The sequence below is a fragment of the Kosakonia sp. CFBP8986 genome, assembly GCF_034044935.1.
Lineage (GTDB): Bacteria > Pseudomonadota > Gammaproteobacteria > Enterobacterales > Enterobacteriaceae > Kosakonia > Kosakonia cowanii.
In genome coordinates this window covers 74,871-99,506 of the sequence record NZ_JAXCXB010000001.1, presented here as the reverse complement: position 1 = coordinate 99,506, position 24,636 = coordinate 74,871, and the positions used below count along the sequence as shown (strand labels likewise).

Genomic DNA, 24,636 nt, shown 5'->3' with positions numbered 1-24,636 from the left:
GGAAGCGCAATGCAGAGTAAACGTCTGGAACAGGCCGCGCTGACGGCAGGAATCAGCCCAAATTACATCAATGCGCACGGCAAACCGCAGTCCATCAGTGCGCAGACCAAACAGCGGTTACTGGATGCAATGCACCCTGTCCCGGCGACGGTAAATAGTGCACCTGTGCCGGCGGTACAGGTGTTTATTCACGGTAAAAAGAAGCGGCTGGTGGTCTCCGGGAAGGGGCAATACCAGTGGCAGCTGACGACCGAAGCGGGAAAAATCTACCAGGGCGAAGTAAGCGGCGGTGACGATCTGCCGCTGCCGGGTGGCCTGGCGCTGGGTTACCACGCTCTGACGCTGACGCAGAAAAAGCAGCAGTGGACGTGCCGGGTAATTATCGCGCCTGCCCGCTGTTATGAGCCGCAGGCGCTGCGTGACGGTAAAAAATTGTGGGGTGCCTGCGTGCAGCTCTACACGCTGCGCTCCGAAAACAACTGGGGGATCGGCGATTTCGGCGATCTGAAACAGATGCTGTCAGGCGTCGGCGAGCGCGGCGGCGCGTTTATCGGGCTGAACCCGATTCATGCGCTCTATCCCGCTTACCCTGAGAGCGCCAGCCCCTATAGCCCGTCCTCTCGCCGCTGGCTGAACATAATCTATATCGACGTTAACGCAGTAGAGGATTTTGCCCAGAGCAAAGCGGCGCAGGCGTGGTGGAAAAAAGCCGCCACCCAGAAGGCGCTGCGCGCTGCCCGCGAGAGCGAGTGGGTCGACTATTCGTCGGTCACTGCGCTCAAGCTGACGGCACTGCGCATGGCGTGGCAAGGCTTCAGCCAGCGCGGCGAGGGGGATGAGCAGTTCGCCGCCTTTCGCGCGTTCGTAGAGCAGGAGGGGGACAGCCTCTACTGGCAGGCGGCGTTCGATGCGCTGCACGCGTTCCAGGTGCAGGAAGATCCGCTGCGCTGGGGCTGGCCAGCCTGGCCGCAGGGCTATCAATCCATCGACAGCCCGGAAGTTAAAGCCTTTTGCCAGCAGCATGCCGATGAGGTCAACTTCTACCTCTGGCTGCAGTGGCTGGCGTTTACGCAGTTCGCCGAGTGCTGGCAAACCAGCCAGGGTTACCAGATGCCGATTGGCCTCTATCGTGACCTGGCGGTTGGCGTGGCGGAAGGCGGCGCAGAGACCTGGTGTGATCGTGAGCTTTACTGTCTGAAAGCTTCCGTTGGCGCACCGCCGGATATTCTTGGGCCGCTGGGGCAAAACTGGGGCTTACCGCCGATGGATCCGCACGTCATGCAGGCGCGTGGCTATGCGCCGTTTGTCGATCTGCTGCGTGCGAATATGAAAAATTGCGGCGCGCTGCGTATCGATCATGTGATGTCGATGCTGCGCCTGTGGTGGATCCCCTATGGCGAAACGGCGGATCAGGGGGCCTATGTTCACTATCCGGTTGACGATCTGCTGGCGATCCTCGCCCTTGAGAGTCACCGTCACCAGTGCATGGTGATTGGCGAAGATCTCGGTACTGTTCCGCAGGAGATCGTCGGCAAGCTGCGGCGCAGCGGCGTTTACTCCTACAAAGTGCTCTATTTCGAAAACGACGATAAGGTGTTCCATGCTCCCGAAGCGTGGCCAGCGCAGTCGATGGCGGTTGCCACCACCCACGATCTGCCGACCCTGCGCGGCTACTGGGAGAGCGGCGATTTAACTCTCGGCAAAACGTTGGGCCTCTATCCGGATGAAGAGCTGCTGAGCGGATTATATGACGATCGTGAGCAGGCTAAACAGGGGCTGCTGGCGGCGCTGCATCAGCATGGCTGCTTGCCGCAGCGCGCGGGCAAAAAGGCGTTACGTATGCCGATGTCGTCGATCCTTAACCGCGGTTTGCAGCGCTATATTGCGGACAGCAACAGCGCTCTGCTGGGGCTGCAACCGGAGGATTGGCTGGATATGGCATCGCCGGTTAACGTGCCCGGCACCAGCGATCAGTATCAAAACTGGCGGCGTAAGCTTGCGGTTTCGCTGGAGGAGATGTTTGCCGATGAGACGGTGAACAGGCTGATTAAGGATCTCGACCGCCGCCGTAAGGCCGCCGGAAAACGGTAATAAAAATGCCCGGCCGCGTGATGCGCCGGGCATATTGCCGGATGGCGGCTGCGCCTTATCCGGCCTACGCCGTTTCAGTAACACCGAACCTGTAAGCCGGATAAGCGCAAGCGCCATCCGGCACGCGGTTTGAGCCACACCGAATCATATTCGTAGGCCGGATAAGCGAAGCGCCATCCGGCATGCGGTTTCAGCCACACCGAAACATATTCGTAGGCCGGATAAGCGCAAGCGCCATCCGGCATGTGGTTTCATTCACACCGATTCGCATTTATAGGCCGGATAAGCGCAAGCGCCATCCGGCAATTCCTGCCTTATACCACCATCCCTAACAGCAGGCAGCCCACCAGGCCACATACTGAAATAATGGTTTCCAGCGCGGACCACGAACGCATGGTTTCGCCGATGGTCAGGTTGAAATACTCCTTAAACAGCCAGAAACCCGGATCGTTAACGTGCGAGAAGATCACGCTCCCTGAGCCAACGGCAATCACCATTAATTCAGGGCTGACGCCGGTTGTAGCGATCAGCGGTGCCGCGATACCGCCTGCGGTAATCGCTGCAACCGTTGCGGAACCGAGCGCAATACGCAGCACGGCGGCAATCGACCAGGCCATAAACAGCGGAGAGAGGTTAGTGGCATGCATCATTGAGGCGATGTACTTATCCACGCCGCTGTCGACCAGCACCTGCTTAAACGCGCCGCCGCCGCCGATGATCAGCAGCATCATGGCGATGATTTTGATCGAGCTGGTCAGCGTGTCGTTGATATCGTCCATCGAACGACCACGATTGAGGCCAAAGGTGAAGACCGCAATCAGCACCGCAATCATTGTCGCCATCACCGGGTCGCCGAAGAACTCAGCGTAGGGCAGCAGCGCGTGGCCTTTCGGCAGCACCATCTCAGCCACGGCGCGCAGCGCCATCAGGATCACCGGCACCAGCGATGTCCAGACGCTGACGCCAAAGCCCGGCATCTCTTCTTCGCTAAATGTTTTTGAGTTGTAGAGCCCTTCCGGGATCGGTTTGTCGATATTTTTCAGGAAACGAGCGTAAACCGGGCCGGCGAGGATCACTGTCGGAATGCCGAGCAGCGTACCGTATAGCAGGGTTTTACCCATATCAGCATGGAAGATAGTGGCGATAGCGGTTGGACCCGGGTGCGGCGGCAGGAAGCCGTGCGTCACGGAGAGCGCCGCTGCCATCGGCACGCCGACATAGAGCAGGGGAATGCGCGCGGAAGCCGCAACGGTAAAGACCAGCGGCAGCAGCAGTACAAAACCTACTTCGTAGAAGAGGGCGAAACCGACGGTAAAACCGGTTAACACGATCGCCCACTGGATGTGCTTGCGACCAAACTTTTCAATCAGCGTGGTGGCAATGCGCTGCGCACCGCCGCAGTCCGCCAGCAGCTTACCCAGCATGGCACCGAAGCCCATGATCAGCGCAAGACTGCCCAGCGTTCCGCCAACGCCGGCTTTGATCGATTTAATCACCGCATCCAGCGGCATGCCCTGCATCATCCCCACGGCAAGCGCGACGAGGATCAGAGCGATAAATCCGTTCATTTTGAAACGGATCATGAGTAATAGTAGGAGAGCAACACCGATAGCAACGATGACTAATGGCATGATTTACCTGGCCTTTATTTTGTTATGGGTAACGTCAGTGTTTTCGGGCAGCCGTTTCCAAAAGGTGAAATCGCGCTGCGGCACCGTTTCGGCTTACATCCATTGCTGAAAATTGTAGTCGGATGTTTTTTATCTTGTCGGTGCCGGTCGGGATGATACGGGTAACATCCCGATAAAGAGAATCACCCGGCGGATCAAAATGTAAGAAGTGAGAGCTTCGTCATACTAACAGCGGAGCAAAAGCAGGGGGTATTTGCCGGATGGCGGCTGGAGCAGGCTTATGGGCTGGGCGGTTTGATTGCCGGATGGCGGCTGCGCCTTATCCGGCCTATGGGGGCAGAGGAAAAGGCTACTGGGATGGAGCGGTTGGATTGCCGGATAGAGATTGAATCGTGAGGGCTTACATAAAGGAGTAGGCCCGGTAAGCGAAGCGCCACCGGGCAATATACTCAACGCGCAGAGAGGCTTAGTAGTAGGAGTGCTCGCCGCGCTGGTGCTCGGTGAGGTCACGCACGCCGGCGAGTTCCGGGAACTCGTTCAGCAGCTGCTTCTCGATGCCTTCTTTCAGGGTTACGTCAACCATGGAGCACCCGTTACAGCCGCCGCCGAATTGCAGAATGGCGTAGCCTTCATCGGTAATCTCCATCAGCGTAACGCGACCGCCGTGGCCTGCGAGCTGCGGGTTGATCTGCGATTGCAGTAAATACTCCACACGCTCCATCAGCGGGGCGTCGTCGGAGACTTTACGCATTTTGGCGTTCGGGGCTTTCAGCGTCAGCTGAGAACCTAACTGGTCGGTGACAAAATCGATTTCCGCATCTTCCAGATACGGCGCGCTCAGCTCATCGACATAGGCAACCAGTTGTTCAAATTTCAGCGCGGTATCGGTGGCTTCGACCGCATCCGGCGGACAGTAAGAGACACCACACTCTGCGTTTGGCGTGCCTGGGTTGATCACAAATACGCGGATTTGTGTCCCTTCTTCCTGATTCGCCAGCAGTTTGACAAAGTGCGCTTGGGCAGCGTCGGAAATACGGATCATAGCAATGGCCTAATAGTTGACTATTTTACTCGGTTATAATACGCCCATCATCGAGGGTCTACAAGGTTCGACACAGGCACCATACCTGAACAGTGGCTGCGCCGCTGCGTAAAAGCAGCTGGCTGATCTCTGCGACCGTGCTGCCGGTGGTGACGACATCATCCACAACAACGATATGGAGACCCGCCACCGGCAATTCAAGACGGAAGGCGTTTTTCACGTTCCTTTTACGTAGCCGTGCCGCTAATTGATGCTGAACCGGCGTCGCCCGCTGTCGCCTGAGCGCCGCGCGCGGGTAAGGGCAGCGCAGCCAGCGCGAAAGGCTTCTGCACAGCAGATCGCTCTGGTTAAACCCTCTTCGCCACTGGCGACGGCCGTGCAGCGGGACGCTCACCAGCATATCCGGCGGCGGCAGCGCATTGATACGCCGCGCACTGTATACCGTCAGCAGCAGCAGGCGCGCCAGCGCGGGGGCCATCTCCGGGCGCGGATGGAATTTAAACTGATGCGCCAGCAGGCTGAGCGGCGGCGCATAGCGGCTAACGGCAATCAGCCGCTGCCAGGGCGGCGCGCGGCGTAAACAGCGCCCGCAGGGAAGCCGTTCGCAGGCGGCGGGTAAACCGCACAAAGGGCAAACTTTTTCGCGTCGTTGCAGGCTTCGCGTACAGCGCGAGCAGATGCCCCAGTGGCTGAGCATTAATGGCATCAGGCATAGCCAGCACAATCCCGGCACTGTTAGCATGTGGCACCTCCTTGTGTGAAAGAAGAGAACGATAACTGATGAGTGACATCTGGTGGCAAACCAAAGGCGAAGGAGATGCGCATCTTGTGCTGCTGCACGGCTGGGGGCTGAATGCACAAGTATGGGATTGCATTACGGCGGAACTCAGCTCGCATTTTACGCTGCACCTGGTCGATCTTCCGGGGTATGGCCGCAGCCGCAGTTTTGGCGCGCAAACCCTGGCGCAGATGGCGCAGTGCGTTTTAGCGCAGGCGCCGGAAAAGGCGATATGGCTCGGCTGGAGCCTCGGCGGGCTGGTGGCAAGCCAGGTTGCGCTGCAAGCGCCGGAACGGGTAAGCGCGCTGGTCACCGTCGCCTCCTCGCCCTGTTTCAGCGCGCGTGAAGCATGGCCGGGAATTAAACCCGAAGTGCTGGCCGGCTTTCAGCACCAGCTGAGTGAAGATTTTCAACGCACAGTTGAGCGCTTTCTGGCGCTGCAAACCATGGGCAGCGACACAGCCCGTCAGGATGCGCGCCTGCTGAAAAGCGCTGTCTTATCGCTGGATATGCCGTCGACAGAGGTGCTGAACGGCGGGCTGGAGATTTTGAAGACGGTCGATCTGCGCGAGGAATTACAAAACCTGTCGCTGCCGTTTTTGCGTCTGTATGGTCATCTTGATGGACTGGTGCCGCGTAAGATTGTGCCGCTGCTTGATGAGATGTGGCCCGCAAGCGAGTCGATTATCTTCCCGAAAGCGGCGCATGCACCGTTTGTGTCGCACCCTGAAGCTTTTTGCGACGCGTTACTGGCGTTGAAAGCGAAGTTATAGAAGGGGAAAAGCGCTTTGCCAGCCGGGCAAAGCGCTACAGCTTTACACCTCTTTGAGCTGCCCGTTCTGGCGAACGACCGGGATCGGCAGCCAGGCACGAATGCAAAGCCCGCCGCGCTCGCTGGTACCCAGCTCCAGCAGCCCGTTATGGTTATCAACAATGCGCTGCACAATTGCCAGGCCTAAGCCGGTGCCGCTGGTGCTGCGAGCGCTGTCGCCGCGCACAAACGGCTGGAAAAGATGCTCGCGCTGCTCCGGCTGGATGCCAGGACCATCATCTTCCACCTGGAACCAGGCGCGGTTCAGCTCCGTGCCGCTGCTGACTTTGATCCAGCCATTACCGTAGCGCGCCGCGTTGACCACCATATTGGCGACCGCGCGTTTAATCGAGAGCGGATGCATGCGCACGATGATTTCGCCTTCTTGCAGACCGGTGTCGATTTCACGTTCGTAGCCACTTTCCGCCGCAATCACTTCCCCGAGCACGGCGTTAAGATCCGCCGCTTCCATCGGCATCTCCTGGCCGGTGCGCAGGTAGTCGATAAACTGCTCGATAATCGCGTTGCACTCTTCGATATCTTTGTTGATGGATTCAGCCAGATAACCATCCTCTTCACCCATCATTTCGGTCGCCAGACGAATACGCGTTAACGGTGTGCGCAAATCGTGGCTGACGCCCGCCATCAGCAGCGTGCGGTCATCCGCCAGCTGTTTGACGCCCGCCGCCATCTGGTTGAAGGCGCGGGTCACCGAGCGCACCTCCGATGCGCCATACTCCCGCAGCGGCGGCGGGATCTGCCCTTTCCCCACTTTCAGGGCGGCATGTTCAAGGTCAACAAGGGGTCGGTTCTGAATACGGATAAAGAGCCACGCGCCGCCGATAGCCAGCAGCATAATCGCCAGCGTATAGCGAAAGAGTGGGGAGAAATCGCCCTGATGAATTTCCGTGAGCGGTACCCGCACCCAAATATTGGGCGACAGCCAGGTTTTCAGCCACACCACCGGCGAGCTTTTGTTCACCTCAACGCGTACTTCAGTCGGGCCGCCGAGCTGCTGCGCCATCTGCTGGCTCAGAAACTCATAGTGCTGCGCCCAACGCAGGCCAGCATCTTCCGCCGCCTCGTTGGAGTACAGAGAAATGCCTAATTCGCGATAGATCTCGCGGCGAAATGCCGGGGGCACCACCAGCTGCGTGCCATCCTCCAGCTGCAGTTTATCGGTCATCAGCATACGAACTTCGTAGGCGAGAACCTTATTGAACTGCTGAAGGCTTGGCAAAATGGCGAAATTCAGTACCACCAGGTACGTCGTCACCAGGCTGACGAACAGCAAAGTGACGATGAGCAGCAGCGTGCGGGCAAAGGAACTTCGCGGCGAGAAACGCACTCGCATCATGCTTTAGCGCCGTCCGGTACAAATACGTAGCCCAGGCCCCAGACGGTCTGAATATAACGCGGATGCGCCGGATCCTCTTCCACCATGCGGCGCAGGCGGGAGATCTGCACGTCGATGGAGCGCTCCATCGCCGAGTATTCGCGACCGCGCGCCAGGTTCATCAGCTTATCGCGCGACAGCGGCTCGCGCGGATGGCTGACCAGCGCTTTCAGCACCGCAAACTCACCGCTGGTTAGCGGCATCGGCTCATCTTCGCGGAACATTTCACGGGTGCCGAGGTTCAGTTTGAACTTACCAAAGGCGATAACTGCTTCTTCCTGAGAGGGGGCGCCCGGCAGTTCATTGGCCTGGCGACGCAGCACCGCGCGGATACGCGCCAGCAGCTCACGCGGGTTGAAGGGTTTGGGAATATAGTCGTCGGCACCGATCTCCAGCCCGACAATGCGGTCAACCTCTTCGCCTTTTGCCGTCACCATAATGATCGGCATCGGGTTGCTCTGGCTGCGCAGACGGCGGCAGATAGAGAGACCATCTTCGCCCGGCAGCATCAGATCCAGCACCATCAGATGGAAGGATTCGCGGGTTAACAAACGATCCATTTGTTCCGCGTTAGCCACGCTACGAACCTGGAAGCCCTGCTCAGTAAGGTAACGCTCGAGCAATGCGCGCAGACGCATATCGTCATCCACGACCAGAATCTTATAATTCTCTTGCATTGTTTTTACTCCCAAAGGTTCCGACAATAATGTTTCCGTATTCTAAAAAAGTGCGCGTTAACGACCAGCGAAATCTGGTATACATTCTAGTCGAAATTGTTACAAAGCATATTTAACAGCAGCTTATATGCATATTGCATCACATAAAGCATGATTAATCCGCACCTTACCGCGTTCCGTTTGTAAAGTGCAGCGAAGACATTAATAAGGCCGATCAATGAAAACGCCCCTGATTACCCGTGAAGGTTACGACAAACTGAAGCAGGAACTCGATTTTCTCTGGCGTCAGGAGCGCCCGGAAGTGACAAAAAAGGTCACCTGGGCGGCAAGCCTCGGCGACCGCAGTGAAAACGCTGATTATCAATACAACAAAAAACGCCTGCGCGAAATCGATCGTCGCGTGCGCTACCTGACAAAATGCCTCGAAAATTTAAAAATCGTCGATTATTCGCCGCAACAGGAAGGAAAGGTCTTTTTTGGTGCCTGGGTGGAGATTGAAAACGACGATGGCGACACCCTGCGTTTTCGCATCGTCGGCTACGACGAAATTTTCGGCCGCAAAGATTACATCTCCATCGATTCGCCGATGGCCCGCGCGCTGCTGAAAAAAGAGGTCGGCGATGTGGCGGTGGTGCAGACACCGGGTGGTGAAGCGACCTGGTACGTCAACGAGATTGTCTACGTGAAATAAGTGCCCGGATGAGTCTGAGAGCGCCCGCCGACGGCTGGCATTTTGCGGTGTCAGTCCGTATAACTGTCCCCTGATTTTTTGTTCAGAAGATGATGAAAGACATGATGAATGATTCGCTCTGCCGCATTATTGCGGGTGAACTTAAGGCACGAACCGAACAGGTGGTATCCGCCGTTCGCCTGCTTGATGAAGGCAACACGGTCCCGTTTATCGCGCGTTACCGTAAAGAGGTGACCGGCGGTCTGGACGACACGCAGCTGCGTCAACTTGAAACCCGTCTCGGCTACCTGCGCGAGCTGGAAGAGCGCCGCCAGGCGATCCTGAAATCGATCGGCGAGCAGGGCAAACTGAGCGATGAACTGGCGCAGGCGATTAACGGCACCCTGAGCAAAACTGAACTCGAAGATCTCTATCTTCCCTACAAACCGAAACGCCGCACGCGCGGGCAGATCGCTATTGAAGCGGGTCTCGAACCGCTGGCCGATTCGCTGTGGAACGATCCATCGCAGGATCCTGAAGCCCTTGCAGCGACCTTCGTGGATGCCGACAAAGGCGTTGCCGACAGCAAAGCGGCCCTCGACGGCGCGCGTTATATCCTGATGGAGCGCTTCGCGGAAGACGCCGCGCTGCTGGCGAAAGTGCGTAACTACTTGTGGAAGAACGCCCATCTCGTCTCGACGGTTGTCGCCGGGAAAGAGGAGGAGGGTGCCAAGTTCCGCGACTATTTCGATCATCATGAACCGCTCTCCTCCGTCCCTTCTCACCGTGCGCTGGCGATGTTCCGCGGGCGTAACGAAGGCATTCTGCAACTTTCGCTGAACGCCGATCCGCAGTTCGATGAGCCGCCAAAAGAGAGCCACGGCGAGCAGATTATTATCGATCACCTTGGCCTGCGCCTGAATAACGCCCCGGCGGATAGCTGGCGTAAAGGCGTGGTGAGCTGGACCTGGCGCATTAAAGTGCTGATGCATCTGGAGACAGAGCTGATGGGCACCGTGCGTGAGCGTGCAGAAGATGAGGCGATCAACGTCTTCGCCCGCAACCTGCACGATCTGCTGATGGCCGCACCAGCTGGCCTGCGCGCTACGATGGGTCTCGATCCCGGTTTACGTACCGGCGTGAAAGTGGCAGTGGTCGATGGCACCGGCAAACTGGTCGCTACTGACACCATCTACCCCCACACCGGGCAGGCGGCTAAAGCGGCAGTGGCCGTGGCGGCGCTGTGCGAAAAGCATAACGTTGAGCTGGTGGCGATTGGTAACGGCACCGCCTCACGTGAAACCGAGCGCTTCTTCCTTGATGTGCAGAAACAGTTCCCGAAAGTGACGGCGCAGAAGGTGATTGTCAGCGAAGCGGGGGCATCGGTCTACTCCGCCTCTGAACTGGCGGCGCTGGAGTTCCCGGAGCTGGACGTCTCCCTGCGTGGCGCAGTATCGATTGCCCGTCGTTTACAGGATCCGCTGGCCGAGCTGGTGAAGATTGACCCGAAATCTATCGGTGTCGGCCAGTATCAGCATGACGTTAGCCAGAGCCAACTGGCGCGCAAACTCGATGCGGTGGTGGAAGATTGCGTGAACGCCGTCGGTGTCGATCTCAATACCGCCTCTGTGCCGCTGCTGACACGCGTGGCAGGGTTAACCCGCATGATGGCGCAGAATATTGTCGCCTGGCGCGATGAAAACGGTCAGTTCCAGAACCGCCAGCAGCTGTTAAAAGTGAGCCGCCTTGGGCCGAAAGCCTTTGAGCAGTGCGCGGGCTTTTTGCGTATCAACCACGGCGATAACCCGCTTGATGCCTCTACCGTTCACCCGGAAACCTACCCGGTGGTGGAGCGCATTCTGGCGGCGACTGAGCAATCTCTGCGCGATCTGATGGGCAACAGCACCGAGCTGCGCAAGCTGAAAGCGTCAGAGTTTACCGATGAGCAGTTCGGCGTGCCGACGGTGACCGACATCATCAAAGAGCTGGAGAAGCCGGGCCGCGATCCGCGTCCGGAGTTCAAAACCGCGACCTTTGCGGAAGGCGTTGAAACCCTCAACGATCTCCAGCCGGGCATGGTGCTGGAAGGGGCGGTGACAAACGTCACCAACTTCGGCGCGTTCGTCGATATCGGCGTCCACCAGGATGGGCTGGTGCATATCTCTTCGCTGGCGGATAAGTTCGTTGAAGATCCGCATACGGTGGTGAAAGCGGGCGATATCGTGAAGGTGAAAGTGCTGGAGGTCGATCTGCCACGCAAACGTATCGCGCTGACTATGCGTCTCAATGAGCAGCCGGGTGAAAGCGCACCGCGCCGCGGTGGCAACGGTAATGACCGTGATAACAGCAACCGCAGCGCTGCCCGTCCGGCGAAAGCACCGCGCGGTCGTGATACGCAGCCTGCCGGCAACAGCGCAATGATGGATGCGCTGGCGGCGGCGATGGGTAAGAAACGCTAATAGAAAAGCCCTCTTCACCTGAAGAGGGCTTTTTCTCGCCCGCTGCTTATTTTCTCCGTTGCGCTTAGGGTTTTATTTTTCGCTGAAGAAAATCGTGAGGAAATTTAAGCTATTCCGTGTGCCCTTAGCGATTGAGCTAATATTGACGTCATTTATTATATTTCGCTGTGTTATTAAACCAGGCTGCCAAATATAAATTTATTCTTATTATTCTGACTCTCTCGTCACTATTTGTTCCCGAAAATTCCGATGTGGCAAATATTGTTCTACATCAAAAAGAGCGTAACTTTTTAATTATCCCCGCCGGAAGCGCACGCTTTGGATTGCTGATAGAAACCATTCTCATTATCATCGCAGCCACAGGTTCACTCCTTCTCTCTTTGATGACCAACGGTACGTCTCAACGACGCATGAGTGATATTGACTCGCAGAAAAGATAAGTAGGCTCTATGCAATTCTCTCCTGATAGCGCGTGGAAAATTCTCGGTTTCTCGCCAGAAATAAGCCCGGCATGGCGGCAGAAACTTTTATCCCTCGGCATGTTGCCCGGCTCCTCTTTTAATGTTGTTCGCGTTGCCCCTTTGGGCGATCCGGTGCATATCGAAACGCGCCGCGTTAATTTAGTGTTAAGAAAAAAAGATCTCGCCTTTCTCAAATTAGAAGTGGTTTCACGTTAATCGCAACGTTTTCGCGGGGTGCGAAATAAAATGAAAAAAATGACCATTGGCTTAATTGGCAACCCCAATTCAGGCAAGACAACGTTATTCAATCAGTTAACCGGTGCGCGCCAGCGCGTCGGCAACTGGGCCGGGGTCACCGTTGAACGCAAAGAGGGGCTCTTTACCACCACCGACCACCAGGTCACGCTGGTTGATCTGCCCGGCACTTACTCGCTAACCACCATCTCCGCGCAAACCTCTCTCGATGAGCAGATTGCCTGCCACTACATTCTGAACGGCGATGCCGATCTGCTGATAAACGTCGTGGATGCCTCTAACCTTGAGCGCAACCTCTACCTGACGTTACAGCTGCTGGAGCTTGGCGTGCCGTGCATTATCGCCCTCAACATGCTCGATATCGCCGAAAAGCAGAAGTTGCGCATTGATATCGATGCGCTGGCCAGCCGCCTTGGCTGCCCGGTGATCCCGCTGGTCTCCACGCGCGGGCGCGGGATCGAGGCGCTGAAACTCGCCATCGATCGCCACCGTGCCAATGACAATGTCGAGCTGGTGCATTATGCGCTGCCGCTGGCGCGCGAGGCGGATACGCTGGCCGGGCAGATGCACGACGCGCTTCCCTGGCAGCAGCGCCGCTGGATGGGCTTGCAGATGTTGGAAGGGGATATCTATAGCCGCGCCAATGCCGATATTTCCGACAGCCAGCTTAACGCCGCGCTTTCGCGTTTGCAGGCGGAGATGGACGATCCGGCGCTGCATATCGCCGATGCGCGTTACCAGGCCATCGCCGCGATTTGCGATACCGTCAGCAATACGCTGACCGCCGAGCCAAGCCGTTTCACCGCCGCCGTTGACCGCATCATTCTCAACCGCTTTCTCGGCTTACCGATCTTCCTGTTTGTCATGTACCTGATGTTCCTCTTCGCCATCAATATTGGCGGGGCGTTCTCACCCATTTTTGATGCCGGTTCGGTGGCGATCTTTATCCACGGCATTCAGTGGCTCGGCTATACGCTGCACTTCCCGGAGTGGCTGACGGTCTTTCTCGCGCAGGGGCTGGGCGGCGGTGTGAATACTGTGCTGCCGCTGGTGCCGCAACTGGGGATGATGTACCTGTTTATGTCCTTTCTTGAGGACTCCGGCTATATGGCGCGCGCCGCGTTTGTGATGGACCGCCTGATGCAGTCGCTGGGTCTGCCGGGCAAATCCTTTGTACCGCTGATTGTCGGCTTCGGTTGTAACGTGCCCTCGGTGATGGGCGCGCGTACGCTTGATGCACCGCGTGAGCGGCTGATTACCATCATGATGGCGCCGTTTATGTCCTGCGGTGCGCGGCTGGCGATTTTTGCCGTCTTTGCCGCCGCCTTTTTCGGCCAGCAGGGTGCGGTGGCGGTCTTCTCGCTCTATCTGCTGGGCGTGGTAATGGCGATCCTTACCGGGCTGATGCTGAAATACACCCTGCTGCGCGGTGAAGCGTCGCCGTTTGTGATGGAGCTACCGGTCTACCATGTTCCGCATCTGAAAAGCCTGCTGCTGCAAACCTGGCAGCGGCTGAAAGGCTTTGTTATCCGCGCCGGGAAAGTGATCATCATCGTCAGCATTTTCCTCAGTGCAATGAACAGCTTCTCGCTGAATGGCCGTACGGTGCACAACATCAACGACTCGGCGCTGGCCTCCATCAGCCGTGTCTTTACCCCGCTGTTAGAGCCGATTGGCGTGCAGGGCGACCACTGGCAGGCGACTGTCGGGCTGGTCACCGGCGCGATGGCAAAAGAGGTGGTGGTCGGCACGCTCAACACGCTCTACACCGCGGAAAATATTGAGCAGGAGGCTTTTAACCCGGCGACATTCAGCCTGAGCGATGAACTGATCGCCGCGCTGGAAGAGACCGGCAGCTCCATCAAAGAGACCTTCAGCCTGAGCGTGCTTGCTAACCCGATTGAAGCCAGCAAGGGCGACGGCGAAATGGCGACCGGCACCATGGGGGTGATGAGCCAGAAATTCGGCAGTGCGGACGCGGCCTACAGCTACCTGATTTTTGTCCTGCTCTACGTGCCATGCATTACGGCGATGGGTGCGATTGCCCGCGAAGCCAGCCGCGGCTGGATGGGTTTCTCGGTGCTGTGGGGGCTGAATATCGCCTACTCGCTCTCCACGCTCTTCTATCAAACCGTCACTTTCCATCAGCACCCGCTCTACAGCCTGACCTGCATCCTGGCGGTGGTGGTGTTTAACGTGTTAGTGATTAGCGTGTTGCGCCGGGCGCGCAGCCGCGTGAATGTGAATCTGCTGGCTACGCGCAGAACGGTGGCCAGCTGCTGTGACAGCCCGGCAAGCGACTGTCATTAAGGAGTCGCGTGATGGCATCGCTTATTGAGGTACGCGATCTGCTGGCGTTGCAGGGGCGGATGGAGGCAAGCCAGCTCAGCCTCGCCCTGCACACGCCCAAAGCGTTAATTGACGCCATGCTGGCGCGGCTGGAAGCCATGGGGCGCGCGGTGCGTGTTGAAGAGGAGGCGAGTGGTTGTTTGACCGGCAGCTGCAAAGCGTGTCCGGAGGGCAAAGCCGCCTGTTCGCGCGAGTGGTGGATGCTGCGCTAACCGATTAATTGCCATAAAAAAACCCGCCTTTCGGCGGGTTTTGTCTCTCTTGCGTAACCGGATTACAGTTTCGGCCCGGCGCTGACCAGCGCGGCACCCGCAGGGGTATCGGTATACTTCTCGAAGTTCTCAATAAAGAGTTTCGCCAGCTGCGTGGCTTTCTCTTGCCACTGCTCCGGCGACGCGTAGGTTCCGCGCGGATCGAGAATACGGCTCTCAACGCCCGGCAGCGAGGTCGGGATCGCCAGGTCAAACATCGGCAGGGTAAAGGTTTCGGCATCGTCCAGCGAACCATTGAGGATGGCATCGATGATCGCGCGCGTATCCTTAATGGAGATGCGTTTGCCGGTGCCGTTCCAGCCGGTATTCACCAGGTAAGCCTGCGCGCCGGAGGCCTGCATGCGTTTTACCAGCACTTCGGCATACTGCGTCGGGTGCAGCGACAGGAAGGCTGCGCCAAAGCAGGCGGAGAAGGTTGGCGTCGGCTCGGTGACACCGCGCTCGGTGCCGGCGAGTTTAGCGGTAAAGCCGGAGAGGAAGTGATACTGCGTCTGGCTGGCGGTCAGGCGCGATACCGGCGGCAGCACACCGAAGGCATCCGCCGTCAGGAAGATCACTTTGGTAGCGTGACCCGCTTTCGAGACCGGTTTAACAATATTCTGGATATGGTAAATCGGGTAGGAGACGCGGGTGTTCTCTGTTTTCGACGCATCGTCAAAGTCGATGCTGCCATCGGCGCGTACGCTGACGTTTTCCAGCAGCGCATCGCGGCGAATAGCATGGAAAATATCGGGCTCCGCCTCTTCAGAGAGACGAATGGTTTTCGCGTAGCAGCCGCCTTCAAAGTTGAAGACGCCGTCGTCGTCCCAGCCATGCTCATCATCGCCAATCAGACGGCGCTTCGGATCGGTGGAGAGGGTCGTTTTGCCGGTGCCGGAGAGGCCAAAGAAGACGGCAACATCGCCTTTTTCGCCGACGTTCGCCGAGCAGTGCATCGAGGCAATGCCCTGCAACGGCAGCAGGTAGTTCATGATTGAGAACATCCCTTTCTTCATCTCACCGCCGTACCACGTCCCGCCAATTAGCTGGATGCGTTCGGTCAGGTTGAAAGCAACAAAGTTCTCTGAGTTGAGGCCCTGCTCTTTCCACTGCGGGTTGGTGCACTTCGCGCCGTTCATCACGATAAAGTCCGGCGTGAACTCTGCCAGCTCTTCATCGCTCGGGCGAATAAACATGTTTTTGACGAAATGCGCCTGCCAGGCCACTTCTGTAATAAAGCGCACCGCGAGGCGGGTGTCCGGGTTGGCGCCGCAGAAGGCATCGACAATAAAGAGACGCTTGCCGGAGAGCTGTTCGGTGACGAGGCCTTTCAGATGCTGCCACACTTGTGGCGAGAGCGGTTTGTTGTCGTTCTTGCCTTTGCCTTTATCAGACCACCAGACGGTGTCGCGCGTGGTGTCATCGCGAACAATGTACTTATCCTTCGGTGAGCGGCCGGTAAAGATGCCGGTATCGACGGCAACCGCGCCTGAGGTGGTCAATACGCCGCGCTCATACCCTTCCAGGTCCGGACAAAGTTCCTCTTGATACAGCGTTTCGTAATCGGGGTTGTAAACGACATCCTGAACATCGTTGATTCCATAAGCCTTGAGATCTTGCGGGGTTAAACTCTTAACACGCATGTCACTGCTCCTTAGCCAAAATGTACTGCCTGAAAGTGTAGGGGTGATTCTTTGCCGCAACCGGGACGAGGTTCATAGATTTACCTGGCTCAAAGCCCAGTCTGACGAAAACGCTGTGATTGAGGTCACTTAACGGCACGGATTATGCCAAAATTTATTACATTCATCGGGGAAATGTTCTTAAAACGGCGCGGGACGGCATTTTTAACCTTTGCTTTGTGACTGTAATCGCTTTCATGAAAGAGAATTACGTAACACTTACAGGCAGGATTTTAACGGAAACGTGATCGGCGAGACAAAAACGCCGCCCGGAGGCGGCGATTAATAACTGCTATCAATGAACCTGGGGGTCAGCAGGGGAGGCGTTATTGCGGATCTCCGCAATATCCATCGCATTGAAGAGGTAGTGGTTACCGCAATAATCGCAGTGCATATCGATTTCGCCCTCTTCGGCGAGGATGCTGTCCACTTCTTCATCCGGCAGGGTTTTCAGCGCACCTGCGCAGCGCTCGCGCGAGCAGGTGCACTTGAACTCAACGTCCTGCGGATCGTAAAGGGTGACCTCTTCTTCATGATAGAGACGCCACAGCACTTCATTCGCCGGCAGGGTAAAGAGCTCTTCCGCTTTGACGGTTTCCGTCAGCACGGCCAGGTGTTCAAAGTCTTCCGCCTGCGTATCCTGCGCCGGCAGCACCTGCAGCAGCATACCGCCTGCCGCCGGCTGGCCTTCGACATCACCGGTGCGGATAAACAAGCGCGTCGGCAGCTGTTCGGAGCGCTGGAAGTAATCTTCCAGACATTCGGCCAGCGTTTCGCCTTCGAGGCCAACCACGCCCTGATAGCGCTCGCCCTCTTCCGGCGTAATGGTAATCACCAGATAACCGTTACCCACCAGCGTTTTCAGGCTTGCATCGTCCGCAATCTCGCCCTGTACGCGTGCGACGCCGCGCATCTGCTGACGGTTGTTGCCGTTGATCACCGCAAGGCTCATCGGGCCATCGCCCTGCACCTGCACGGTAATGTCCCCGGCAAACTTCAGCGTTGCGGTCAGCAGGCTGGTGGCAACCAGTAACTCGCCGAGCAGGTTTTTCACCGGCAGCGGGTAGTTGTGGTTTTCCAGCACCTCTTTCCAGGTATTGGAGACGGTTACCAGCTCGCCGCGCACGGCATAGTTTTCAAAAAGGTAGCGGTGTAATTGGTCTTGATTGGCCATGTTTTTCTCTCTTGCGGGTGCGCGTTACTCGCTGCCACCGGATTTAAATTTCATCAGATCGCGGCGCTCCTTCTTATCCGGGCGGCGATCGGGGTGCGGCATGGTCAGCGCATTGAGCTTGCGGGCCTGCGCCATTTTTTCGCGTTTCTCAATGCTCTCTGCCGTCTCTTCATACAGTTCAACGGCTTCGCTTGCCGGACGGCGCTGATCGGTAATCCTTTTTACGATCACGGTTCGCTCATCATTGCCCTGACGCAGGGTCAGGGTAGCGTTCAGCTCGACGATTTTACTCGGCTTGCTGCGTTGCCCGTTGTAGTGCACCTTTCCGCCGTCGATCATCTCGCGGGCAAAGGCGCGGGTTTTATAAAAACGCGCTGCCCAGAGCCATTTATCCAGGCGGACCTCTTGCGCAGGCTGCTGTTTCATTACATCTCCTTTAGAAGCGAGGGGAGTAAGCGGCGGTAGTCGTTCATGGCCGGATGGCGCAAATAGCGCTTATCCGCCAACCCGGAGTCTGGATTGGCGACGCCGAGACAGTAGCGAATACCAAATGTCGCGGCGGCATCGAGAATCGGCTCGCTGTCATCAATGAACAGCGTCCGCGCGGGATCAAGGCCGGTATGACTGGCGACAGCCTGCCACAAGCGCTGATCCTCTTTCGGATAACCAAATGTATGGGTGGAAAGTAATAAATCAAGGTGCGCCGCCAGACCCGTGTGTTCAAGCTTAACCGCCAGGTTATGCGGGTGCGCGTTGGTCAGCAAAATGCGGCGCTTGCCGCTATTTTTCAACGCATCAAGAAACGGAACCGTATCTTCACGCAGTACGGCGCGCGCCCCTTGCTGGGTAGTCATGGCGCAAATATCCAGCCCAAGCCGTTCGCTCCAGTAGTCCAGACAGTACCAGTTTAGCGTATGCTGCACGTCGTGATAGGCCTGGCTAATGGCGCTTTGGGCCTCTTGCGGCGTTAAACCCGCTTTCTCACCGTAGGTTTGCGGCACCAGCTGTTGCCAGAAATAGTTATCGAAGGCGAGATCGAGCAGCGTGCCGTCCATGTCCAGCAGAACGGTATCGACGTCCTGCCAGGCAATATCAATGTGCATGAGAAGGGCTCCAGCCAGAGAAAAATCTGCGCGAAAGGTTAACACAGCTCGCGCAGCAGATCGTTATCAGCCGAGGCTATCTTCGCTGGGGATAAGGCGGGGGTTCAGGCAGCTCTCGTAGTACTGCTGAATCTCTTCGATACGGGTGCGGTTACGCTGATAGCGGCGCAGCGCCAGCACGCCATTGTAGATGCTGGATAAAAGCATTGCTGCCAGCAGCAGGGTGGTGGCGGCATAGCGCCATAAACCGGCGGCATCCGGCATGCGGTGCAGGCTGATATGTTTGGTGCCGTTGGCATCGGTCACAAGGCTTGTGATTATCCCCTCAGCGTGGAACGGCGTCTGCATCAGCATCTGCGCCAGGCGCTGGAACTCGGCCCACTGCTCCTGTGCCGGATAATCGTAGAGCGCCATCGGCGGCCACGGCTGATCGACCAGCTCATTACCCTCTTCGCTGACAATTAAGAAGCCGCCCGGAGCCGGGCTGTTCAGCGCCTGCGCCGCGCGCGTGGTTTCACGCATAATAAACGGCGCGGTCGAGGTGGTGACGAGGTTGTCGAGGGACTCTGCGCTCACCGGGCGCAGCAGCACATTCACCCCGGTAAGCTTGCCTTCACTGGCGCGCTTAGTCAGCGTCTCCCAATCCTTGCTGTTGCCCAGGTTTACCAACGCATTTTTCAGGCGCAGGCACTCATCTTCAGCAGAGCAAAGTTCCTGAGTTTTCAGCACGATATCAGCGAAATCATCCAGCAGAACCATGCCGGATTTTTGAATAGCGGAGCGCAACACCGGGCTGACGCGGGAATCCTCTTCCGTGGTCGGATGCAGCTGTTGGCTGACTGCCTGCGCCAGCGCGGTGGCTTTGGTCACAATATCCGATTCCGGCAGCGGCAGAGGAGGGGCGTTGTTCCAGATAATCTGCGAGCAGTCGAACGGGGTGAACGGCGAGGTCTGGCGCGAGGCCCAGTTGCTCTGCGTGTGAATATTACACATCCCGGTGCCGCTGATGCGCAGCGTATCACCGATACGCAGACCGGCGGATTCAAGCTGATTTACGCTGCTGGCTTCAACTGTTTGCGCGCCTTTAATCCACGACACGGTGAATTTGATCGGCATATCCAGCGGCACCCAGATCAGCAGCATCGCCAGCACCACCAGCGAGCCGAGAGCGATCACCGCGCTGCGCACCCAGTGCTGGAGCGGGAAATTCTTTACCTCGTCATGCAGTGACAAAAAGCGCCCCTGGCGCACGACGTGACGATCGAGATAGATATCAATATCGGTTTGCTGGCCTAAATCACGGGTAATAAAGGGCTGCCAGTGTTTTGGATAAATCAGATCGATAATACCGAGCGAGATGTTGTTCATCTGCTCCTGATTATTTTCACCGAACAGCCCCCAGCGCTTTGGCGTCCCGCGCAGGCAATGAATTTCGCGCAGCGTGTTTTTCGCCGGCGGGGCATAAAGCCCCCACAGCCCGGCCGCCAGCAGCAACACGCCGCCGCCCGCCATCCACGGAACAAAAACTTCCGGCGACGCGAGGCAGAAGAAGAACATCAGGAATGAGGCGCAGATCAGCAGCGCTTCGCGCATGCCGTCCGGACGGTTCAGAGTATGTTCATAGGGGCTTTCGCGGCGAATATTGAGCAGTTCAATCTGTTCACTCTCTTCACCGCGGATAGCCGAATGGGTTGAGCCAATATGCTGTAGTTCGCTGCCGCGCTCTTCATACATATATTCGCTAAGCGTGTGCCCATTAAGCGCAATCACCAGCGGCATGGAGTCGGTGCGAATCAGCTCAACATTATTCTCATCATTAATATATTGCTCCCATGATGGCGGGAGATGGACCTCAACGGAGTCCAGGTAGTAGCGCCATTTATTCGGCGCATCGGTAGTGATGCCGTAGCGCGTGATGGGATGGGCGACAAACAGCACCGTATTACTGTGTGCGGTAAGTTTAATCGGGACAGGAGCGGCAGTCGCGCCGGTCGGGCCTGGGGTATTTTGGGTACGGGAAAGCGATTCCAGGTAGCGTTCGACGGCGTCGCGCTCTTCTGGAGTCAATTTGCGAGCCGTCGCGCCGGAGAATGCCGGTAAGTAAGGCAGTCGGTATCGACGTTGCGACCTGTACCTGTAAATCCATCCGGCGAGGAATGCGCAGGCCAGCATAGCAGCTAAAAAAATCAAAATGGTGCTCATGCTTTCCCCATCTTACTTTTTCAAACAGGTGTAGTCAGTTGCACCCTTCCCGTAAATATCTAATGTGGTTGGCCGCGATAAGCAAGAAATTAACTTGAGTATTTTTAAGCGCATACCATCGTTGGGAAGAATAGCAAAAGCCCCCTGGCGGGAATATCAGCAAATTCTTAGTTTTATTTCAAGCTATTGACTTTTTAGTGAAAATGCGAATTGATTTCAGATAGGTTGCAAGAATGTAAATAAGCGGCAAAGGAGATTGCCCAGGGCGTGCGTAGTGTCGCACAATAACGAAAGTTTCTCTGCAAAGACCGATAATAATGAGCAAATCATTGCAAAAACCCACCATTCTCAACGTCAAAACCGTGGCTTCATCACGACTTTTTAACGTCGAAAGCGTGGATCTGGAATTTAGCAACGGTGTGCGTCGGGTCTATGAACGCATGCGCCCCTCTAATCGTGAAGCGGTAATGATTGTGCCGATCATCGACGATCACCTGATTCTGATCCGTGAATATGCGGTTGGGACCGAATCCTACGAGCTGGGCTTCTCCAAAGGCCTGATCGACGAGGGTGAAAGTATATATGAAGCGGCCAACCGGGAGCTAAAGGAAGAGGTTGGATTTGGTGCGAACGAGCTCACTTTTCTGAAAAAACTGAGCATGGCACCCTCCTACTTCTCCAGCAAAATGAATATCCTGGTGGCGGAAAATCTCTATCCGGAATCCCTGCCGGGCGATGAGCCTGAGCCGCTGCCGCAGGTGCGCTGGCCGTTAAAGCATCTGATGGATCTGCTTGAAGACCCCGATTTCCACGAAGCCCGCAATGTCAGCGCGCTCTTCTTAGTGCGTGAGTGGCTCAAAGGGCAGGGGCGGCTTTAACCGCAGCAAGCAATAAAAGAAAAGGGCGCGAAAGCGCCCTTTTTTATATCTCTGTGCAGTGGCTGCGCTAAAACAGCTCGTGCGTCTCGCCATTATCGATAAGCGTAGTGCCCGCTTCATGAACCGCCTGCTGAGTCGGCTGCGTTCCTTCGATAAAGTACTCCTGACGGCTGCTACCACCGTTGGCTAACTGCCCGGTGCTGCGGTCAATATTGACCGTTACCACGCCCGGCGGCGGCGTAAGCGGATCTTCCGGAACGCCTTCCAGCACCGCTTTCATATAAGCATCCCACGCCGGCTGCGCACTCTTCGCGCCGCCTTCATAACCTGAGATCTGATCCTTAATCGCGCCGGAAGCACTGGTGCGGCCAAGGTTGCGGCGGTGATCGTCGAAGCCAATCCACACCGATGTCACCACGCCCGGACCGTAGCCTGAGAACCAGGCATCTTTCGAGCTGTTGGTGGTACCGGTTTTGCCGCCGATATCATTGCGCTTGAGATCGCGACCCGCGCGCCAGCCGGTACCTTGCCAGCCCGGCTCGCCGAAGACGTTACTGTTCAGCGCGCTCTTAATCAGGAAGGAGAGCGGCGTACTGATGACGTGCGGCGCATACTCCTCCGCGCCGGTGCGTTCAACCAGAGCCTGGTTTGCCTGCTCCAGCTGCGGCATCGGGACGGCAGGGTTTTGCTGCTCCTGCGAGGTCGCGACGTTTTCCATGTCCTTGTTTTCCAGCACGTTCGACTTCGGCGTTTCGCCGTAAATCACCGGAATATCGCAATTGGCGCAGGCGACTTTCGGACGCGCTTCAAACAGCTTATCGCCCTGAACATTCTCGATTTTGCTGATGAAGTAAGGGTCAACCAGGAAGCCGCCGTTGGCCATCACCGCATAACCACGAGCCACCTGTAACGGGGTAAAGGAGGCAGAGCCGAGCGCTAAGGATTCGGTATGCACAATGTTTTGCGCCGGGAAACCGAAACGCTGCAGATATTCTGCCGCGTAATCAACGCCCATCGCACGCATCGCGCGCACCATTACTACGTTCTTCGACTGCCCCAGACCCTGGCGCAGACGGATCGGCCCGGCATACTCATCCGGCGAGTTCTTCGGTCGCCAGTCGGAGCCCGCGCCCGCATCCCAGCGCGAAATCGGCGCATCGTTAAGGATGCTCGCCAGCGTCAGGCCTTTATCCATCGCGGCGGTATACAGGAACGGTTTGATATTCGAGCCAACCTGGCGCAGCGCTTGCGTGGCGCGGTTGAACTTGCTCTGGTTGAAATCGAAACCACCTACCAGCGCCATTACCGCGCCGTTATGCGGGTTAATCGACACCAGTGCTGAGTTGACGTCCGGCACCTGTCCCAGCCACCAGCTGTCGCCAACCTGGCGAACCCAAATCTGCTGACCCACCTGAACGGCATCGGTCACTTTGCGCGGCGTCGGGCCCTGCTGCGTATCCGAGCGGTAAGGGCGCGCCCAGCGCACACCTTCCATCTTCAGCGAGACCGTCGAACCGTCCGCCAGCATCGCGGTCGCTTCCTGTGGATCGGCGCTGGTGACAACGGCAGGCGACAGCGGCCCATAAGTCGGCAGCGCTTTCAGAGAGTCAGTGATTTTTTTACTCTCCCACGCCGCTTCGCCCACTTTCCACAGCACGTTAGACGGCCCGCGATAGCCGTGACGCATGTCGTAATCCATCACGTTATTGCGCACCGCATCCTGCGCGGCCTGCTGCACTTTGCGCGTCACAGTAGTGTAAACGCGGTAACCATCTTCGTAGGCTTTATCACCGTAGCGGCTCACCATCTCCTGGCGCACCATCTCGGAGAGATAAGGGGCAGAGAAGGCGATTTCCGGGGCATGGTAATTAGCGTCGATAGCTTCGCTACGGGCTTCATCAGCCTGCTGCTCGCTGATATACCCTTCGCTCTGCATACGCGCCAGCACTACGTTACGTCGCGCGGTAGCACGTTCGAGAGAGTAGAGCGGGTTAAAAGTAGAGGGTGCTTTTGGCAGCCCGGCAATCACCGCGATTTCGCTTAAGGTGAGCTGGTCGACGCTTTTACCAAAGTAGACCTGTGCCGCTGCACCCACGCCGTAAGCGCGGTAACCGAGATAAATTTTATTGAGGTAGAGCTCGAGAATTTCGTCTTTGCTCAGCAACTGCTCAATGCGGATCGCCAGGAACACCTCTTTGATTTTACGCATCATTGTGCGTTCCGGGCTTAAGAAGAAGTTACGCGCCAGCTGCTGCGTAATGGTACTTGCACCCTGCGAGGCGTGGCCGGAGAAGAGCGCCACGCTGGCCGCACGGAAGATCCCTACCGGGTCGACGCCGTGATGCTCATAAAAGCGGCTGTCTTCCGTGGCGATAAAGGCTTTCACCATTACCGGCGGAATATGATCCAGCGTCAACGGGATACGGCGCTTTTCACCATACTGCGCGATCAGCTCGCCGTCGGCGCTATAGACCTGCATTGGAATCTGCAGCCGGACATCCTTCAGCGTGGCGACGTCAGGTAGCTGCGGCTCAATATATTTGTACAGACCGTAAATCGAGCCTGCTCCCAACAGAATGCAAAAGACTGCAAGGATGAATAAATACTTTACGAACTTCACTGGAGATTTCCCATTTAGAGTCACTTGGGCAGTTTATAAACAACCGCGCGGTAGTATAAAGGCAAGCCTTGAGCATTGATATAGCGTCCGCCAGCGAGACGATAAG

The 24,636-nt window shown here is 57.0% G+C and carries 19 protein-coding genes; 8 read left to right on the top strand and 11 right to left on the bottom strand.

The features are described 5' to 3' along the window. Positions 1-9: 9 nt before the first annotated feature. Entirely contained in the window at positions 10-2,091 is a 2,082-nt protein-coding gene (gene malQ, locus SOM48_RS00475) for a 4-alpha-glucanotransferase (protein ID WP_313162089.1), read from the top strand. A 314-nt stretch (positions 2,092-2,405) separates the two neighbouring features. Here the strand turns inward: malQ and gntT are convergent, their stop codons facing one another. The 3 genes from gntT to gntX all read right to left on the bottom strand — a co-directional run bounded on the left by gntT (position 2,406) and on the right by gntX (position 5,506). Then, positions 2,406-3,722 carry a gluconate transporter gene (gene gntT / locus SOM48_RS00470; protein WP_042712874.1) on the bottom strand — a complete coding sequence of 439 codons (1,317 nt, stop codon included), beginning with the start codon at positions 3,720-3,722 and terminating at the stop codon, positions 2,406-2,408. 466 nt (positions 3,723-4,188) lie between these two features. Beyond that, positions 4,189-4,764 (bottom strand): Fe-S biogenesis protein NfuA, encoded by a 576-nt coding sequence (gene nfuA / locus SOM48_RS00465; RefSeq protein WP_023481993.1) that lies wholly within the window; start codon positions 4,762-4,764, stop codon positions 4,189-4,191. 58 nt (positions 4,765-4,822) lie between these two features. Then, a complete protein-coding gene (gntX, locus tag SOM48_RS00460; protein ID WP_320511211.1) occupies positions 4,823-5,506 on the bottom strand; it encodes a DNA utilization protein GntX in 684 nt (227 codons plus the stop codon). Positions 5,507-5,544: 38 nt separating this feature from the next. On the opposite strand from gntX, the gene bioH reads away from it, so the two are divergent. After that, positions 5,545-6,315 (top strand): pimeloyl-ACP methyl ester esterase BioH, encoded by a 771-nt coding sequence (gene bioH / locus SOM48_RS00455; RefSeq protein WP_076769390.1) that lies wholly within the window; start codon positions 5,545-5,547, stop codon positions 6,313-6,315. Positions 6,316-6,357: 42 nt separating this feature from the next. Here the strand turns inward: bioH and envZ are convergent, their stop codons facing one another. Next, positions 6,358-7,710 carry a two-component system sensor histidine kinase EnvZ gene (envZ, locus tag SOM48_RS00450; RefSeq protein WP_054802631.1) on the bottom strand — a complete coding sequence of 451 codons (1,353 nt, stop codon included), beginning with the start codon at positions 7,708-7,710 and terminating at the stop codon, positions 6,358-6,360. Then, positions 7,707-8,426, bottom strand: coding sequence for an osmolarity response regulator transcription factor OmpR (gene ompR / locus SOM48_RS00445; protein WP_006177890.1), 720 nt, complete (start codon positions 8,424-8,426; stop codon positions 7,707-7,709). The genes envZ and ompR overlap by 4 nt, the downstream gene beginning before the upstream one ends. A gap of 217 nt (positions 8,427-8,643) precedes the next feature. Here ompR and greB point away from each other — a divergent pair, with 217 nt between their 5' ends. The 5 genes from greB to feoC all read left to right on the top strand — a co-directional run bounded on the left by greB (position 8,644) and on the right by feoC (position 14,832). Beyond that, entirely contained in the window at positions 8,644-9,117 is a 474-nt protein-coding gene (gene greB, locus SOM48_RS00440) for a transcription elongation factor GreB (protein ID WP_023482054.1), read from the top strand. A gap of 101 nt (positions 9,118-9,218) precedes the next feature. Further along, on the top strand, positions 9,219-11,555 hold the full coding sequence (locus SOM48_RS00435) for a Tex family protein (RefSeq protein WP_320511210.1): 2,337 nt from the start codon (positions 9,219-9,221) through the stop codon (positions 11,553-11,555). A gap of 449 nt (positions 11,556-12,004) precedes the next feature. Beyond that, a complete protein-coding gene (gene feoA, locus SOM48_RS00430; RefSeq protein ID WP_023482091.1) occupies positions 12,005-12,232 on the top strand; it encodes a ferrous iron transporter A in 228 nt (75 codons plus the stop codon). Between the two features lie 30 nt (positions 12,233-12,262). Continuing rightward, on the top strand, positions 12,263-14,581 hold the full coding sequence (gene feoB, locus SOM48_RS00425) for a Fe(2+) transporter permease subunit FeoB (RefSeq protein WP_320511209.1): 2,319 nt from the start codon (positions 12,263-12,265) through the stop codon (positions 14,579-14,581). A gap of 11 nt (positions 14,582-14,592) precedes the next feature. Continuing rightward, positions 14,593-14,832: a [Fe-S]-dependent transcriptional repressor FeoC gene (feoC, locus tag SOM48_RS00420; protein WP_042717405.1), complete on the top strand. Its 240-nt coding sequence runs from the start codon at positions 14,593-14,595 to the stop codon at positions 14,830-14,832. A gap of 62 nt (positions 14,833-14,894) precedes the next feature. Here feoC and pckA read toward each other — a convergent pair whose 3' ends face one another. The 5 genes from pckA to SOM48_RS00395 form a co-directional block, all read right to left on the bottom strand. Next, entirely contained in the window at positions 14,895-16,514 is a 1,620-nt protein-coding gene (gene pckA, locus SOM48_RS00415) for a phosphoenolpyruvate carboxykinase (ATP) (protein WP_320511208.1), read from the bottom strand. Positions 16,515-16,848: 334 nt separating this feature from the next. Further along, positions 16,849-17,727, bottom strand: coding sequence for an Hsp33 family molecular chaperone HslO (hslO, locus tag SOM48_RS00410; protein WP_054802627.1), 879 nt, complete (start codon positions 17,725-17,727; stop codon positions 16,849-16,851). Positions 17,728-17,751: 24 nt separating this feature from the next. Continuing rightward, complete coding sequence (hslR, locus tag SOM48_RS00405; RefSeq protein ID WP_023481974.1) at positions 17,752-18,153, bottom strand: ribosome-associated heat shock protein Hsp15; 402 nt, start codon at positions 18,151-18,153, stop codon at positions 17,752-17,754. Further along, complete coding sequence (gene yrfG, locus SOM48_RS00400) at positions 18,153-18,830, bottom strand: GMP/IMP nucleotidase (RefSeq protein WP_054802626.1); 678 nt, start codon at positions 18,828-18,830, stop codon at positions 18,153-18,155. Before yrfG ends, hslR begins: the two co-directional genes overlap by 1 nt. A 66-nt stretch (positions 18,831-18,896) precedes the next feature. Beyond that, positions 18,897-21,032, bottom strand: coding sequence for an intracellular growth attenuator family protein (locus tag SOM48_RS00395; protein ID WP_042717418.1), 2,136 nt, complete (start codon positions 21,030-21,032; stop codon positions 18,897-18,899). Positions 21,033-21,349: 317 nt separating this feature from the next. Here SOM48_RS00395 and nudE point away from each other — a divergent pair, with 317 nt between their 5' ends. Next, positions 21,350-21,910 carry an ADP compounds hydrolase NudE gene (nudE, locus tag SOM48_RS00390; RefSeq protein ID WP_042717419.1) on the top strand — a complete coding sequence of 187 codons (561 nt, stop codon included), beginning with the start codon at positions 21,350-21,352 and terminating at the stop codon, positions 21,908-21,910. Between the two features lie 67 nt (positions 21,911-21,977). Here nudE and mrcA read toward each other — a convergent pair whose 3' ends face one another. Beyond that, complete coding sequence (mrcA, locus tag SOM48_RS00385; RefSeq protein WP_042717420.1) at positions 21,978-24,530, bottom strand: peptidoglycan glycosyltransferase/peptidoglycan DD-transpeptidase MrcA; 2,553 nt, start codon at positions 24,528-24,530, stop codon at positions 21,978-21,980. Positions 24,531-24,636 lie beyond the last annotated feature (106 nt).